Annotated in this window: 14 protein-coding genes; 9 read left to right on the forward strand and 5 right to left on the reverse strand. The window is 45.5% G+C overall.

What is annotated here, in order from left to right; genetic code table 11:
• Position 1 precedes the first annotated feature (1 nt).
• The 5 genes from HN980_00330 to HN980_00350 all read right to left on the reverse strand — a co-directional run bounded on the left by HN980_00330 (position 2) and on the right by HN980_00350 (position 6,133).
• Complete coding sequence (locus tag HN980_00330) at positions 2-979, reverse strand: ketoacyl-ACP synthase III (protein MBT6927933.1); 978 nt, start codon at positions 977-979, stop codon at positions 2-4.
• Between the two features lie 75 nt (positions 980-1,054).
• Positions 1,055-1,654, reverse strand: coding sequence for a recombination protein RecR (gene recR, locus HN980_00335; GenBank protein MBT6927934.1), 600 nt, complete (start codon positions 1,652-1,654; stop codon positions 1,055-1,057).
• Positions 1,655-4,390, reverse strand: coding sequence for an ATP-dependent zinc metalloprotease FtsH (locus HN980_00340; GenBank protein ID MBT6927935.1), 2,736 nt, complete (start codon positions 4,388-4,390; stop codon positions 1,655-1,657).
• A gap of 67 nt (positions 4,391-4,457) precedes the next feature.
• A complete protein-coding gene (gene tilS, locus HN980_00345) occupies positions 4,458-5,792 on the reverse strand; it encodes a tRNA lysidine(34) synthetase TilS (GenBank protein ID MBT6927936.1) in 1,335 nt (444 codons plus the stop codon).
• An 8-nt stretch (positions 5,793-5,800) separates the two neighbouring features.
• Entirely contained in the window at positions 5,801-6,133 is a 333-nt protein-coding gene (locus tag HN980_00350) for a DUF4339 domain-containing protein (protein ID MBT6927937.1), read from the reverse strand.
• Positions 6,134-6,739: 606 nt separating this feature from the next.
• On the opposite strand from HN980_00350, the gene HN980_00355 reads away from it, so the two are divergent.
• The 9 genes from HN980_00355 to HN980_00395 all read left to right on the forward strand — a co-directional run.
• Complete coding sequence (locus HN980_00355; protein MBT6927938.1) at positions 6,740-7,906, forward strand: YjgP/YjgQ family permease; 1,167 nt, start codon at positions 6,740-6,742, stop codon at positions 7,904-7,906.
• Positions 7,903-8,979 (forward strand): YjgP/YjgQ family permease, encoded by a 1,077-nt coding sequence (locus HN980_00360; GenBank protein ID MBT6927939.1) that lies wholly within the window; start codon positions 7,903-7,905, stop codon positions 8,977-8,979. The genes HN980_00355 and HN980_00360 overlap by 4 nt, the downstream gene beginning before the upstream one ends.
• A 127-nt stretch (positions 8,980-9,106) precedes the next feature.
• Positions 9,107-11,014: a 30S ribosomal protein S1 gene (gene rpsA / locus HN980_00365; GenBank protein ID MBT6927940.1), complete on the forward strand. Its 1,908-nt coding sequence runs from the start codon at positions 9,107-9,109 to the stop codon at positions 11,012-11,014.
• Positions 11,015-11,044: 30 nt separating this feature from the next.
• Positions 11,045-12,319 carry a transcription termination/antitermination protein NusA gene (nusA, locus tag HN980_00370; GenBank protein ID MBT6927941.1) on the forward strand — a complete coding sequence of 425 codons (1,275 nt, stop codon included), beginning with the start codon at positions 11,045-11,047 and terminating at the stop codon, positions 12,317-12,319.
• A gap of 4 nt (positions 12,320-12,323) precedes the next feature.
• On the forward strand, positions 12,324-14,984 hold the full coding sequence (gene infB / locus HN980_00375; GenBank protein MBT6927942.1) for a translation initiation factor IF-2: 2,661 nt from the start codon (positions 12,324-12,326) through the stop codon (positions 14,982-14,984).
• Between the two features lie 18 nt (positions 14,985-15,002).
• Positions 15,003-15,371: a 30S ribosome-binding factor RbfA gene (rbfA, locus tag HN980_00380; GenBank protein ID MBT6927943.1), complete on the forward strand. Its 369-nt coding sequence runs from the start codon at positions 15,003-15,005 to the stop codon at positions 15,369-15,371.
• Between the two features lie 99 nt (positions 15,372-15,470).
• Entirely contained in the window at positions 15,471-16,181 is a 711-nt protein-coding gene (gene truB / locus HN980_00385; GenBank protein MBT6927944.1) for a tRNA pseudouridine(55) synthase TruB, read from the forward strand.
• Positions 16,165-17,088: a bifunctional riboflavin kinase/FAD synthetase gene (locus HN980_00390; GenBank protein MBT6927945.1), complete on the forward strand. Its 924-nt coding sequence runs from the start codon at positions 16,165-16,167 to the stop codon at positions 17,086-17,088. Before truB ends, HN980_00390 begins: the two co-directional genes overlap by 17 nt.
• A gap of 49 nt (positions 17,089-17,137) precedes the next feature.
• Positions 17,138-17,460 (forward strand): PQ-loop repeat-containing protein (locus tag HN980_00395; GenBank protein MBT6927946.1); only part of this gene is annotated, 323 nt, incomplete at its 3' end.

Below are 17,460 nucleotides of genomic sequence, written 5' to 3' on the forward strand. Positions count from 1 at the left end.
ATTATGTCCTCGTCACTATCGCCGTCGCCCATGTAAGCCCTGCTCCGAAGGCTGTCATAAGGATATTATCTTTGGAAGACACGCTCTTTTCTTTTAGCAGTTCGTCTAGTGCTATTGCTATTGATGATGCTGAGGTATTGCCATATTTATGTACCGTTTTGAAGACCTTTTCGTCAGCGATTTTTAATCTTTTCCCTATAGCTTCGATGATACGAAGGTTCGCTTGGTGTGGTATCATCCATGTGATGTCACCTTCTGTTAGGCCGCTCTTTTCCAGGCATTCTCTTGAAGACGCTTCCATGCGCCGTACTGCGTGTTTGAATGTCTCTTTACCGTTCATCTGCATATAGTGAAGTTTTTGTGCTGTAGTCGTCTCTGTGGACGGCTGTCTGCTGCCGCCTGCTGGGACTGTTAGGAGGTCTGCCTGTTTGCCATCGGCGCCAAGGCATACGTCGTTGATGAGAAGTCCTTCGCCTTCATTTGTTATTACTGCGGCTCCTGCGCCATCGCCGAAAATTATGCATGTTGTTCTGTCGTTATAGTCTACTAGCGACGACATTTTCTCTGTAGCGACGAGGAGGATCTTTTTGTATATTCCTGCTTCTATGAAGGCTTTAGATATAGCTAGGCCGTATAGGTATCCTGAACATGCTGCCTGCATATCGATGGCAGCGGCGTGTGTTGCTCCTACTGATGCCTGTATAAGTGCTGCTGTGTTTGGTATTATATAGTCTGGCGTCATTGTAGCGACGAGGATGATATCGATATCTTCGGCGGCGATGCCTGCGTCTTTGAGGGCGGCGTTAGCGGCGGCGATGCCCATATCGGAGGTATGTTCTCCTTCGGCGATACGACGTTCTTTCATGCCGGTACGCGACACTATCCATTCGTCTGAGGTATCAACCATCTCTTCGAGATCGCTGTTGGTAAGGACTTTTTTAGGGAGGTATGACCCTGTTCCTATAATACGTGCTTTCATATTGTTTTTGTGTGTCATATTTTATCTATAATCGAAGAGGGTTATGCTATCACAACGGCCATTTTCAATTCCATGCTAGAATTCCCTGCGTCCTGCTAATGCTCTTGTTAATGTTCCTTCATCGACGAAGTCCAGCGCGCTTCCCATTGGTATCCCGAAAGCTAGCCTTGAGATATTGATATTTTTATCTTTAAAAATTTTCTTTATATATAGTGCTGTGGTGTCGCCTTCTAGTGTAGAGTCTAGGGCGAGAATAATCTCTTTGACGCCGAGCTTTTCTATACGTTCTTGAAGTTTTGGTATTGTCAGGTGTTCGACGTGGTTGCCGTCTAGTGGTGAAAGCACACCACCGAGGACGTGGTATAGTCCTTTGTATTCTCTTGTATCTTCGATGGCGAAGATATCTTTAGCGGTGGCGACGATGCATATAGCGGCGTTGTCTCTATTGGCATTAGTACATAGTGGGCATTGTTCTTTGATGCCGATGAGGGCGCCGCATTCTTCACAATAGCGCAGGTGTTCTTTGACGTCGCTGATAAACGTTCCCATATCTTTAAGCTGTTCATGTTGCCATGACAGCATTGTGAAGGCGAACCTTTCGGCGGTTTTATTTCCTACGCCTGGGAGCTTTTTCAGGAAAGCTATAAGCTTAAGCATATGCTGTGGGTAGTGCATCTATTTCTGTTCTTCTTTTTCGGGATTCTCTTCGTCTTTTTTCTCGTCGTCTTTAGGCGGTGGTGGTGGTGTTGGTGGTTTCGGTCCTTTATGAAGCTCTGCAGCTTTTTTCAGGCGTCCTTCTTTTTCTTTAGAATCCCATGTTCCATCGAGGATTTTCTTGCAATCTTCGGCATCGACGGTCTCGAACTCGATAAGCATCTGCGCCATAAGTTCTAGCTGTGTTTTATTGCTTTTTATTATCTTCTTTGCGCGGTCGTATGAAGCTTCTATTATCTTACGCACTTCGTTGTCGATTTTCTGTGCAGACACTTCGGAGTAATGTTTCTGGTACGACCCTGGTATCCCCATATACTTTGATTCTTGCATATTGTCGGCGTATGATATCGCTCCCATCTCATCACTCATCCCCCAGCTGCATACCATGTTATGAGCAAGCCTCGTTGCTTCTTTGATATCTTGCTGTGCTCCGCTGGAGATATCTCCAAGGAAGAGTTCTTCTGCTACGCGTCCTCCCATAAAGACGGCTAGCTGGTCGGTGAGCTCTTTCTTCCAGTAGCTTACGCGGTTCTTTTTTGGTAAGAAGTGTGTAGCTCCTAGCGACGGTCCTCGTGGTATTATCGTAACTTTTTCTATAGGGTCGGCGTGTTCTACTGTAAGGCCTACGATGGCGTGTCCCGACTCGTGGTATGCTGTAGTCTTTTTCTCTTCTTCGTCGAGTTCTAGGCTACGGCGTTCTTTTCCGAAGCGTACCTTATCGACGGCTTCTGTCGTCTCTTGTTGTGTTACCGCTTTACGTCCTTTACGTGCTGCTAGCAGTGCTGCTTCGTTGAGCATATTCTCGAGATCTGCTCCCGACGATCCTGGTGTAGCGCGTGCTAGAATCATGAGGTCAAGTTCCGGGTCGAGTTTTATTTTACGAGCATGGACTTTAAGTATCTCGTATCTTCCTTTTATATCGGGAAGGTCGATATATATCGTTCTGTCGAAGCGTCCTGGACGCAGCAGAGCTTTGTCGAGGACGTCGGGTCTATTCGTCGCTGCCATGATGATGACGCCTTCGCCGGTGTTGAAGCCATCCATCTCTACTAGCAGCTGGTTTAGTGTCTGTTCCCGTTCGTCGTGTCCGCCGCCTATCCCTGATCCGCGGTGTCGTCCTACGGCGTCGATCTCATCGATGAAGACTATACAAGGTGCGTTTTTCTTCGCTTGTGCGAACATATCGCGTATTCTGCTGGCTCCTACGCCGACGAACATCTCTACGAAGTCCGAGCCTGATATTGAGAAGAACGGCCTATCGGCTTCTCCTGCTACGGCTTTAGCGATTAGTGTTTTTCCTGTCCCTGGTGCTCCTATACATAGCACACCTTTTGGAATACGTCCTCCTAGCGAGGTGAATTTCCCTGGATTTTTCAAGAATTCTACTATTTCTTCTAGTTCTTCTTTAGCTTCTTCGATGCCTGCGACGTCGACGAAAGTTACTTTGTTGTCGTCTTTGGTTAGTAGTTTTGCTGGAGATTTCCCGAAGCTCATCGCTCCTCCTGCTCCGCCGCCCATACCACCTTTCATCTGTCTTGCGAAGACGAAGTATAGTAGTAGCAGTACTAGTACTATCGGCAATACTGTAAAGATATAGCTGAAGTAATTCGGTGCTGGCGGTTCGCTTTTGAATTTCTTGTCTAGGACGATATTTCGCGCCTGGTCTGGTGCTTTAAATATCGCTCCCATGTTTGTATCGAACTCATTCCATTCTTCTTCGGCGTTGGCGAACCATCTTTTGTATTCATCGGGGTCTTGTCGTTCTAATGCGCGTGTTGAAAGCTCATCGTCGTTGAAAAACCATACAACATCGTCGACATCGTCGCGTGTTTTTGCTAGCTTTTCAGCGTTGTCAGCGATATCGATGGCGATTAGGGTGAAATCTTTAAGGACATCGACGTATGAGCGCACGCTACGCAGAGCGTATAGTCGTACGCCATTGTCGCTTATTTCTATTGTCGTAGCGATATCTTGTAGTGTATCGAGGATGTTGCCATGCTCTTCGGCGGTGATAGCGTTGTTGGCATCATCGGCGAGGGCAGAAAGTTTCTCTTTTATCGCTTCATCGCCGATGCCGAGTATTGGTGCGCGGAAGTTTGCTACTAATGCACCGACTTTCTCGACGAACTCTTTATATTTTTCTTGTGAAGCCTTCTTTATGCTAGGGTATTCTTTTCTTAGGTCGTAGAGGTTTATATTTTCGCTATCGGAAAGTTTTTCGATTATTATGCTGTTGTCTCTTCCTTGGGTGTCGTATCCATCACCGACGACGGTATATCCTTCTTTTCCTGTGGACCTCCCTATCAACATCAGGAATGTCTCTGCTGCTTTCTTCGCTTCTTCTTTATAAGCATCGAGGTCGTACGAAAGCATCTCGTTTTTATCTGCTAGGGCATGGCGTATGTCTAGGGACTTGAGATATACAAAACGCTTCTCACCTTCTTCGGTTGTCATCTCGCGGAACTTCCCTGAGAAGGTTACGAGGTTGTCGCTACCTATCGCAACTTTTTTGCTCATATCGTCTTGTACGAGCTCAAGGTTTACGAGGTGCTCGACCTGGTGACTAAAGGCAACGTTTGCTTTCTTATCGCCGAGGCTAGTCTGTACCACCATAACGATAAGGATAGTTATTATTATGAAGAATAACAATCCGCCAGGCATATTCTTTTTGTTGTCTTGCTTCTTTTCCCCTGCCATATCTACTATTCCCTATATTATTTTATTTTTTGGTTATTTTTTATATTATCATAATATTCATTGGCTATCAAGCTTTGATGGCAACTGTTATCATATCATTGCTTTCTTCGTTATTCTCTATTTTTTCTCCTGAAAGGAAGTCGTGGTATATAATGCCATCCTTATATAGTACCGGAACTTTATCACGGAGGAACGCTGGAACCTTTCTATTTGTCCACAGCTTTTTTATCGGCGATGTCCGCGGATATTGTTCTGTAGTATCTGCGATGCCGATGGTGTAGTCACCTTGTGGCACTACAACGGTAGCCCCTTCATCGCTCCACAGGTCCTTCCACGAAGATTTCTTATGCTCTGAAGTCTTTGCTTTTTTCACTGTAACATTAATATTGCCATAGCGCTGTTGCCCTTGTATCAATGGTAGCTTCCCAGAAATTCCTTTATTGCTACCTTCCATAATAAATAGGTGTCCCCTATCGGCGATGATTGTACGCGTCCCTACGAATATCGTGATACCAGCTTTCTTCGTCGTTATTGCTTTAACCAATGTTTTCGCCATATCGCGTGTGAGGTGGTGGTCTTTGACATTACACATTTTACGTAGTAGGTACGTTAGTATTATGTGTGGTGTTTTCTCTGCTGTAGTGAGGTCTATCCATGTCGCCAGTGGCGAAGATTTTTTCTTCGCGAGTATTGGTGCTATTTCCTCTTCTAAGAGCTCTTTCGTCTCGCGAGCTTCTTCGGCGAGGTGGCATATATTCCCTGATATCTCTTTTCCGAACTGTTCTTCGAGTTGTGGAATGATATTATGACGCATACGCGCTCTTGTATATCGCGTGTCGGCGTTGGTGGTATCTTCTATAGGTTTCAGCACCTGTTTTTCTATCCACCGGCATATTTCCTTCTTCGGAACGGTAATTAATGGACGCCATACTGTTAGTCCGAAGATATTGGCAACGGGAGCAAGTGCTGAGATATTCGTTATGAAGGATCCTTCGAAGATACGCTTAAGCACCGTCTCAGCTTGGTCGTCGCTGTGATGTCCTAGGAAAACTCCTGAGAGGTCGTGTTCTTTGCAAAGATCGCTGAAGAACTGTATCCGTTCGTCACGGCATGCCGCTTCGAGGTTTCCTGTGAGTTTTTTGGGGTCTAGGACTTTCAGGTGAAACGTCATGCCATATCCTTCGACCATGTCGCGTAGGGATGCGGCCTCTTTGTCGCTTTCTTCACGCCAGCGATGATCTACGTGTGCGACGTGTACTGTTAGGCGATATTTTTCGCTGTAATGCATAAGGAGGTGTAGTAACGCCAAAGAGTCTGCACCGCCGGAGAAGCCGACAAGAACCGCGGCGCCTACGTCGATATTTTCGTCAAGGAATTCTTTGAACTCGTTCTCTATATTCATAGTATTTATTAATTCATTCTATATAAGACATATATGATAATTAAGACGAGTATTATTATCCAGTATATCCTGTTATTATTGTGAAAATCTACGGCGAGGACGCCTTTGCTTTTGTCGACAGAAAGATATTCGTCGATAGAAGGTTCTTTTTTATCTTCTGGGATGCCTTCGTCGCGGAAGACGTCTCTCAATTCTTCAACCTTCCCAGCGGGGACCCATTGTTTCTCGCTTTTACGTCGTACTAAGGTGTCTGGTGTTACTAGAGGATGTACTTTCAGCTCTTCTATGCTATAAGGCCCCTGTTTTTCACCATCAATCTTTATGAACCACTCTTTTTCCATAGCTTTTCTCCTATAGTACAACTATTGTTTTTAGCATGTTTATAATTATATCACTACAAAAATCTTATGGGAGAGGGTGGGCATCAATCATGGGTTAAAAACCTGTTCTTTACCATAGCCCGTGATTGCCACCAAGCCTATTCTATCTACTTGTGTTTTTGATTTTGATATGTTACAATTTTTACCACATAATATTAAAAAACAAAAAATATAATAACAAATATGAATATTTCACCAGCGCCTAATCGCACACCACCACGACCTGATAGTTCCTAGCCAAGTCATACTTTTCCTACTCCGCCGTCAAGACCTGCTAATCCTCCACCAAAGCCTACTGTTCCTACTCCACCAACAATGATTGCCACCGAACCAACTACTACTCTTGAATCAAGAGTCTCTAATCAACCCAAAATTCGACCAAAACAATTAAAAGCTGAACGTTTGTTTCGGATAATTTCTCCTGGCACAGAACAAAAATTTGACCGTGACGGAAACCCTATCAAACAATAGAGTATCTATCGTTTTTGAATCGTCGACAAAAAAACATTGGCGATAACATATAATTTTCGTGTATAGTGCTGTTTTTATATAAATACATGGTCTTATATGCCTATTTTATGGCGCTATCTTCTTGGTCATTATTTAAAGATATTCACTCTTTCTATCGTGGCTTTTATTATCTTACTCCTCGTCACACGTCTTGACGAGGTGGCGCAGTTTGCTACCCTTGGAGCTTCGTTCTTTGACGTCATCATGTTTGCATTGTTTCAGCTTCCGTACATTCTTCCTATCGCCGTTCCTATTTCATGTCTTATCGCTTCTATTATCCTCTTCAAAAACCTTTCCAACACCCACGAGCTTGCTGCTTTGCGTGCTGCTGGCAACAGCCTTAAAAACATCGTAGCGCCTATTGTCATCGCTGGAAGCATCTTAGCATTGGGGAACTTCTATATCATCTCCGAGCTTTCGACGTTCTCCCATCTTTCGACTCGTAGGATGAAAAATGAGATGAAATCCGTAAACCCTATCCTTCTTCTTCAGAACTCGCATCTTTTGAGGGCGCGTGGCGCTTATGTCAATGTTTTGGGGGCGTTATCTCCTGGCGAAGAGGCCCACGATGTCATCTTCGCGATGAAGAATAAACATAACAGCCGCCTTTATTTTATGGCAGCGAAGCGGTTCTTCTCCAAAGATTCTACGTTAGGCGGTGACAATGTCACTATCATCTCCCATTCTTCCGATGGTGGAGACTATGATTTCGACCCTTTCGTCATCGAAAATATCGGATCTTTCTCCAACCCTATCGAGGAGTTCTCTCTTTTTATGAACAGCGAAGGCTGGAGACTCAACAACGACCATCTATCGTTACGTTTTCTTATCATAAAGGCCCGCGAGGAACTCGAAGTTTTGCGTAAGGCATCGTCATCGCACGATGACGGAGCTTACGAAAGCGTTTCTTTCTTTAAAAGTCTTTCAAATTCTGACTTCTCAAAGATACTCTCGGAGATATTACGAAGGGTGTCGGTAGCGATAGCGGTTTTCACCTTCACTTTTATGGGAGCGGCGTTCGGCGTCGATATCGGCAGAAATCCTTCGCGTCGTGGCATAGCCGTCGTCATCGCTCTTGCGACGTTATACCTCGCTGCCTTCTTCGCAGCGATGAGTCTCGGAAGCTTCTTCGGCATCTCCGCGACGCTGTATCTTGTCCCTCATATCATCATAATCGCGCTGTCGTTCTGGACGCTAAGTCGTATTACAAGGGGGATAGAATGATTTTCTCTAAGATTTGGGAACGATATGTCCTTAAAGAAATTCTGAAGATCTTTTTCTTCTTCCTTGCAGCTTTCTACCTGCTTTTTATCTTCATAGACTATTCGACGCATACCAAGAGTTTTTTCCTCTTCGACACTCCATTAAAAGAACTTGTACAGTATTACCTATATCAATTTTCTTATAGAGTTCCTATCCTTATTCCTTTTGCTATAGTCCTTGCTGTCATTAAGGTGTTGTGTTCCTTAAATGTTAACAGGGAACTTCTTGCTCTGCAGGCTGGCGGGATTTCTATCAAGATGCTGATGCGACCTTTTTTCTTCGTCGCCGTCATCTTCATGCTGTCGCTTTTCTTCAACTACGAATATATCATCCCTAAAGCCACTCTACATCTTCAAGTCTTCGAAGACGACTATTTCAACGACCCTGCCGACAAGAAAAAACTCGCTCTTTCTGTCAACGACCTTATCCTTCCCGACAATAGTAAGATAATATATCAAAACTATGACCCTGCGCATCAACGTTTCTATGACGTCTATTGGGTGCGCTCTTCGTCGGATATATATCGTATAAAGCACCTTCTTCCTTATGAAGCTACACCACGCGGCTACAATGTCAGCCACTTTACCGGCGACGATGGTTTCATCACTCAAGAGGAAAGATTTCTGGAGATGCTTTTCCCTGACATGCATTTCGACGAAGAAGACCTTCGATCTTCGGTGATACCATACAAAGAGCAGTCGATATCACAGCTATTCATCGCCGATGCCGAAGACAAGGCTTCTCCCGAGAAAAAAGCACAGATAAAGACGGCACTTTTCCTTAAACTCGCGATGCCATTGATGTGTATCCTCGCCGTCATAGGTCCTGCTCCTTTCTGTATACGCTTCCGCCGCGACCTTCCCGTCTTCTTCATCTACACCTTAGGGATCTTCGGGATCCTTGGCTTTAAAACCATCATCGATGCGGGGTTTGTTTTTGGTGACAACATGGTGGTCTCCCCTTTAATAGCAATATGGGGCCCTGTAATAGCGACATTAGCCTTCTTTTCAAGGAAATATTTTATAGCTAGATGATTCTATATTCTTATCTCTTGCAATATTTTATGATATATCGTAAAATTTGATTCTTTTATTAATCGAGTTTAAACCTTTGTCGCTCTTTTCGTTTAGAGTGGCATCAACAACAAAAAAGAAAAACACTATGACAACACATACATGGTCAGAAGAGAACGTTATCAATGACATCAATTACCAACAAGAAGACGCCGATGCTTTTAAAGATCTTCTAAACTACACTGGTAGTTCTGAAGATGAAGAAAAGCGTGATTTCACTCCTGGTTCTATATTAAAAGGTACTATCATCGACATCACCAAAGATTTTGTCATCATCGATGTAGGCCTCAAATCCGAAGGACTTGTATCGATAAGCGAATTCTCCGACCATGAAAACCTTGCTATCGGCAACGAAGTCGAAGTATATCTCAACGAAATAGAAAACAACCACGGACAGATATCGTTGTCACGCGAACGTGCTGAGCGTCAGCGACAGTGGGAATATATCCTCGAGCACTGCGAAGAAGGCTCTATCGTCAAAGGTAAGATAATCCGTAAGGTCAAAGGTGGTCTTATGGTCGACATCGGAATGGAAGCCTTCCTTCCAGGATCACAGATCGACAACAAACGCATCAAAGACCTCGACGAATACCTCGACAAGACCTACGACTTCAAGATTCTTAAGATAAACATCGACCGCAAGAACGTCGTAGTATCACGTCGTGAACTTCTAGAACTCGAGCGTCTTGCTAAGAAGCAGGAACTCCTTGAGAATATTAAAGAAGGCGACATATGCAAAGGCGTCGTCAAAAACATCACTGACTTCGGCGTCTTCCTAGAACTCGACGGCCTCGACGGTCTTCTACATATCACCGACATGTCATGGAAGCGTATACGTCATCCTTCCGAACTTGTCGAGATTGGTCAAGAACTCGAAGTCAAAGTCATTGGCATCGACAAAGAGAAAGGACGCATTGCTCTTGGTCTTAAGCAGAAGGATCAAAACCCTTGGGATGCTATAGAAGAGAAGTTCCCTGTAGGCACACGTATCACTGGAAAGGTGGTAAACCTCCTTCCATATGGTGCTTTCATCGAGATAGAGCCAGGAATCGAAGGTCTAATCCACGTCTCCGAGATGTCTTGGACAAAAAATGTCAGCGACCCTTCGAAGGTCGTCAACAAAGGCGACGAAGTCGACGTTGTAGTCCTTGGCATACAGAAAGAAGAAGGCAAGATATCTCTTGGCATGAAGCAGCTTGAAGACAACCCTTGGGAAGGCGTTGACAAGAAATACCCTGCTGGCGACACCGTAAAGGTTGAGATCCGCAGCCTTACAAACTATGGTGCTTTCGTCGAGCTAGAGCCCGGCATCGACGGACTCATCCACATCTCCGACCTCAGCTGGATCAAGAAGGTGTCACATCCTTCCGAGATCCTTAAGAAAGGCGACGTTGTCGAAGCTGTCATCCTCTCTGTCGACAAGGACAGCAAGAAGATAACATTAGGAGTGAAACAGCTCGAGAGAAATCCTTGGGAGTCTATCGAAGAGACTACTCCTATAGGTTCTATCGTCAAAGGCACTGTCACGAAGATCACCGGTTTTGGTGCTTTCGTAAAGCTTGAGAACGGCATCGAAGGTTTAATCCATGTTACCGAGCTCTCCGACACTCCTTTCGGCAAAGTCGAAGACGTCATCAGTAAAGACGACGATATCACTGCAAAGGTTATCAAGATCGACCCCGAGCATAAGAAGATCGCTCTTTCTATCAAAGAATATCTCGTCGGCGTTTCTGACATCGACCATGACGATATTGTCATAGGACTTCCTGAAAAAGAGGAAGCCGTAGAAGAAGAAGTTGTTGAAGCTTCCGATGCTGAAGAAGTTGTCGTCGTCGAAGAAGAAAAAAAAGTAGCTGAAGAAAAGAAAACAGCGAAAAAAGCTACTACGAAGAAAGCTACTACGAAGAAGGCTACTACAAAGAAAGCCACTACGAAGAAAGCAACTACGAAGAAAAAAGAAGCTCCTTCTACCGAAGAAGCCTCTGAAGAAAAATAACGATAAAAACTATAACTTTAAGAGTATTTAATGAATAAAGACCTCATTGCCATCTTTGAATATATGGAACGTGAGAAAGGCATAAAACGCGATGTCATCATCGAAGCGATCGTAGAATCTCTACGTGTTGCTGCTATGAAAGACATGGAAGATTCTGCCAATATCGCCATAACCATCGACGATAAAACCGGTGATATCGAGATGCTTTGCGAGAAAAAGATCGTCGAAAAAGTCGAAGATTCTTCTCTTGAGATATCTATCGAAGGTGCCCGCGACCTTGACCCTGACTGTGCTATCGACGAATATATCGACTGTATCATCACTCCTTCCGAGGACTTCGGACGCATTGCTGCGCAGAAGGCTCGTCAGATCATCACGCAGAAGCTTCGTGGTGCAGAGCGTAATGTCATATACGAAGAATATCGTCACCGTCGCAATGAGATCATCAGCGGCACTGTCAAGAGGTTCGTTAGGGGCTCTAACATCGTCGTCGATCTCGGAAAAGTCGAAGCGATCCTTCCTACTAAGGAATACCCTCGTAGTGAACGGTACAATGTCGGCGACAAGCTTCGTGCTCTCCTCGTCGACGTCCAGGACACCGAGAATGGCGGTGCCGAAGTTGTTTTATCACGGTCGAGTCCTGAATTCGTCCATCAACTTTTCATCCAAGAAGTCCCTGAGCTTAGTGATGGCATTGTTAGTATTGAAAAGATCGTCCGTGAAGCTGGGTATCGTACTAAGCTTGCCGTAAAGACTACCGACAATAAAGTCGACCCTGTTGGTGCTTGTGTTGGGATGCGCGGCAGCCGCGTCAAGAACGTCATATACGAGCTCAACAACGAGAAGATCGACATCGTCACTTACAGCGAAGACCCTATAGAGCTTCTTCACCGTTCTCTCGATCCTATTGAGATTTTGAGGATGTCTGTCGACAAGAAAAGCGAGGTGATCACCATCGTCGTCGATGACGACAATCTCGCCAAGGTTTTGGGTCGTTATGGTATGAACACTCGTCTCACTCAAGAGCTTATCGGCTATAATATCGACGCACAGAAAATCTCTGACTACCACAAAAGGCAAGGCCTTCTTCGTGCAGAACTTCTTGAAGGCGACTCTGCTTTCCTCGACGAGCCTCTCTCCATGGAAGACATCAACACTCTCGTTATCGAGAATATGATACGTGATGGCTATGACACGATGCGTAAAGTCCTCGAAGCCGACGCCGACAAACTCGTTGCGATCCCTGGGATAAGCCTAGAGCTTGCTGACGAGATAATAGACCTAATAATTCAACAAAGGACATAGATTCTTGGCAAAGAAACTGAAGCTAAAACTCAACATTAAAAATCCGCAGCTTGCCAAAGCTCTCGGCAAGTCTTCCGCTGCTTCCAAGAAAAAAGACGCTGCAAAGAAAACAGTCAAGGCTTCGAAGAAGACAGCAAAAATCACTCCTTCAGCGGCGGCCGCTGCTGCTGCGAAGAAAAGCGCCGAAGACGCTGAGCAGCCTAAAAAGCGTCTCGTCCGTGCCAAGAAGAAGTCCGCTTTCGCTCACGAAGAAGAGATTGTCGTTATCGCTCCTGTCGAAGAAGAAGTCGTCGTCGTCGAAGAAATCGATGTGATTTCTGCTGTCGAAGAAGAGGTCGATGCTGTCGTCGAAGAAGCCCCTGAGCCTTCTGTAGAAGAAGTCGTCCCAGAAGTTGATAAGATTGTGGAAGAGCCTCAGGACGTCGAAGAGCCTCAGGCCGTTGAAGAACCTCCTGCGCCAACAACCAAGCCTTCAAAAAAAGAGAAAGAGAAAGAGAAAGAGAAGCCTCTTCCTGCAAAAAAAATTATCGCTGCGCGTCCCCGTCTTTTTGGCCCTACTGGGAAACATATTAAAGATCTCCGCAACGAGGCAAAGAAAAAAGAAGAAGAGGCTGCCAAGAAAGCCTCTGATGATAAGAAGAAGGCTGCTGCAAAGAAGAAGACGACACCGAATAAAAACAACACTACTAATGTTGTCGCTTCTGTCGAGCCAGCGAAGAAAGCCAACGATAATAAAGAGTATCCTGTACGTCGCAGCACAACGTTACGTCCTTTCACCGCTAAAGACCGCCGTTATAACTTCAAAGGCGGCGACGAAAGCCAGAAATGGCGTCGTCAGCGTAGGGGCAAAAAATCGTCTTCGTACGAAGAGATCGCCCCTGTACGTCCAAAAGAGCTAGAATTACGCCTTCCCATCTCTATAAAGAACCTCGCCATTGCTTTGAAGATAAAATCTTCAGAGATAATATCATCGTTATTCATGCAAGGTATGACTGTTACTCTCAACGACGTTCTCGACGACGAAACAACGATACAGCTCATCGGAAGTGAGTTCGACTGTGAGATCACCATCGATTCCTCCGAAGAGGAGCGCATACGTATCACTGACAAGACTGTCAACGAAGAGATTTCCGAAACCGATGATGCTAATCTCATCATCCGTCCTCCTGTAGTAACTTTTATGGGCCATGTTGACCATGGCAAGACAAGCCTCATCGATGCTATAAGGAAGAGTAACATCATCGAAGGTGAGAAAGGTGCCATAACGCAGCATATCGGTGCTTTCTCATGCAACACCATTGCTGGCGACATCACCATCATCGACACTCCTGGCCACGAAGCATTCTCTTCTATGCGTGCCCGCGGTGCCGTCATCACCGACATCGTCATCCTTGTCATCGCCGGCGACGAAGGCATCAGACAGCAGACTGTCGAGGCGTTAAACCACGCAAAAGAAGCCGGTGTTACCATCGTCGTCGCCATTAACAAGAGCGACAAGCCGAACTTCGATGCCGAGACGGTATACCGTCAGCTTTCCGACAACGAGCTTCTTCCAGAAGCGTGGGGAGGTGGTACTATAACAATAAACTGTTCTGCTGTCACTGGCGAAGGCGTCGACGCCCTTCTTGAGATGGTAGCATTACAAGCCGAAGTTCTAGAACTAAAAGCCAGCCCCGACGGGCGTGCTCGTGGCTCTGTCATAGAGTCTGAGATGCACAAAGGTTTGGGCGCTACAGCGACGCTACTCGTCCAAAATGGCACCCTGAAGAAAGGCGATGCTGTCGTCTTCTCACACCAATGGGGACGTATAAAGACTATGCACGATGCCCTTGGCGTCGAATGCAATGACATCGGCCCTTCTGGCGCTGTAGAAGTTGCAGGCCTTTCAGACCTTCCAGAAGCTGGCAGTGAGTTTATCGTCGTTGCCAACGAACGCGAAGCGCGTGCTATCGCCGAAGTCCGTGCTTCCGAGAAACGCGAGAAGTCGCTATATCAGAAATCGCAGCGCTCCCTTGAGAGCATCATGGACCACGATGCCACTAAGACTCCTAAAGAGATCTTAAACGTAATACTTCGCGCCGACACCCAAGGGTCTCTCGAAGCTCTTAAGCAGTCACTCCTTGGCATAGATTCCGACAAAGCAGAAGTCAACGTCGTCTCTGATGCTGTAGGGGAAATTGCTGAGTCTGACATCGAGCTTGCTGCCGCCTCAGATTCTACCATCATAGGCTTCCACACGCAGATTGAGAGCCATGCCGACAGCCTAATCAAACAGATGAAGGTAACGGTACGTCTCCACGACATTATATATCATGCTGTCGACGACACCAAACTTATTCTTACAGCGCTATTACCTCCTCTTGTCGAGGAGAAAAATACCGGCGCTGCGGAAGTCATAGCGACGTTCAAATCCTCGCACCTTGGCGTCATCGCAGGATGCATGGTTAACGAAGGGACAATACATCGTAACAACGGTGTACGTATCCTCCGCGCTGGTGAAGAGATATGGAAAGGCCGTATGTCTTCGATAAAACGTGAGAAGAACGACGTCAAAGACATATCTAGCGGCTTCGAATGTGGTATCCTTTTCAACGGCTACAACGATGCTAATGTCGGCGATATCGTCGAATCTTTCAACATTATCGAAACGCCTCAAGAACTATAATAACACTTTTTTATTACCATGACAATACGACGTATCAACAAAATAAACTCCCTACTAAAAGAAGTCATCTCTGATGTCATCAACAAAAACGTCAAGCACCCTCTTCTTTCTGACAAGCTTCTTACCATAACACATGTCGACGTCTCTAAAGACTTACATCATGCCAAGGTATATGTCAGCATCATCGGCGACGCAGAAGAAAAATCCATGGCATTAGAAGCTCTGACATCAGCGGCGGGTTTCATCGCTGTAAATTCCTCTAAGAAGGTGTCACTGCACTTTTTTCCGGAGCTTGCCTTCAAAATCGACGACGCCTCCGAGAAGCATATGCACATCGATGACATCATATCGAAAATCACCGCCGAAAGAGAACATCGTTCGGAATAGGAATTTTACCACAGAGCCACAGAGAACACAGAGAAGAAATAGGACGGGCTAGGGGCTTCACCCCTAGAACCCCGAGAATATAAATAGGTTATAAAAAGTATGGATCATAACATCGAAGGCATCCTCCTCGTCGACAAACCCATAGGGATAACGTCTTTCGACATCGTCAGGATGTTACGTCGCAAGCTCAACGTCAAAAAAATCGGCCATGCCGGCACTCTAGACCCCTTCGCTACAGGCCTTATGGTTATGCTCGTCGGCAGAAAATACACACGCATGTCCGACGCTATCATGGCTGGAGAAAAAGAATATATCGCTACGGCGCGTCTAGGCATTACAACCGACAGCCATGACTGTGATGGCAAAGAAACAAAAAATTCAGACATCATCCCCATCAAAGAAGACATCGAAAAAGCCGTCGACAGTAGTTTTCAAGGGACGATACAACAAATTCCCCCTATGTTCTCGGCGAAGAAAATCGGAGGGAAAAAGCTATACGAGCTAGCAAGAAAAGGTGAAGAGATAGAAAGGAAGCCGCACAATATCGACGTTACAACGAAGATATTGTCGTACCAATACCCTATTCTGACATTCCACGTGCAGTGCAGCAAAGGGACATATATAAGGAGTATCGCCAACGACCTAGGAGACATGCTAGGATGCGGCGCACACCTTACAGCACTGCGCAGGACGCGTTGCGGAGAATATTCCGTAGAAAACAGCGTCGAAGTGTCGTGTATCAAAGATGAAGACTACGACATCTCACAGCGTCTGATAATAATCGGAGATGACGATGGAAATATATCATAGTTTCAGCGACATCCCCGACGGTCTTACCGTTTCTTCTCTTGCAGTGGGGACTTTTGACGGCATACATCTTGGACATCAGAAAGTCTTAGGAAAGTTATGTGGCACTTCTGCTGTTATAACTTTCACCAACCATCCCTACAGTGTTTTACATCCTGAAAGCGACCTCAAAGCTCTTTGTTCTTTGGATTCCAGGATTTCTTTTTTAGAGCGTCATGGTATTGACATTATTATAGCGATACCTTTCACGCATGAAATCGCGAATCTTTCTGCAGAAGCTTTCCTTGCCATGGTACAGAAGCGGGTCTCTTTCTCTACTCTCGTCGTCGGCTACGACGCTCATATTGGCCATGGGAATTCTTGCAGCAAAGAAGCCTTACATCTTTTAGGCCTTAAGCTTGGCGTTTCTGTCGTCGACGTCGATGCTCTATGTTATGACGGCCTTCCTATTTCTAGCTCGCGTATTCGTGTGGCAATACAATCTGGCGATCTCGGCGTCGCCGAGATCATGCTCGGAAGGCGATATTCTCTTAGGTCTACCGTAGTAAAGGGAAAAGGCATGGGGTCACACCTCGGCTATAAGACGGCGAACTTCGACATCGCTGGGCTTTGTCATCCGCCATGTGGGGTATATGCTATAACGGCTACTATCGATGGAGAGAAGCTCCATGGCATTGCAAATATCGGCACAGCCCCTACGATAAAAAGCCTTGCACAGCCTATCCTAGAAGTCCATTTCTTTGAAGAGGTCGGAGCGTTGTATGGTGAAGATATCGAGATTGCCATCAAAGAATTTATCAGGGAAGAAAAGCGTTTTGAAAGCGTAGCACAGCTGCAGCAGCAGATTTCCTGTGATATTGAACTCAGCAAGGATCTCGGAATTCGGAGTAGGATTTCAGAATTGCAGTAAAGCCTGCTATTGTGTTACATAAAAGATTATGGATAATTAGGAGTCTTATATGATTATAACATCAATATCATGGTTAGCGATTTTTGCTCTTTCGGTAAGTTACTGGTTTCAGATCAGGAAGATACATCTTCACCGCGAGGTTCGTGACCTTTCGATGATATACCATATCCTTCTATTTTTGGGTTTTTCCACTCTTGCCATCACGGCATATATGGAAAAGAGTATTATCTTCCTCGTCAAGCAGATAGCGACATCGATACCTGTTTTCGTAATAATATGTCAGATTCTATATCACCGCAAAGACCACTGGCATGAGATCGGACAAGCGTCGTGTCTATCATGCCGCGAAGAGCTCGAAGCCGACTGGATATG

This window comes from Waddliaceae bacterium, assembly GCA_018694295.1.
GTDB lineage: Bacteria > Chlamydiota > Chlamydiia > Chlamydiales > JABHNK01 > JABHNK01.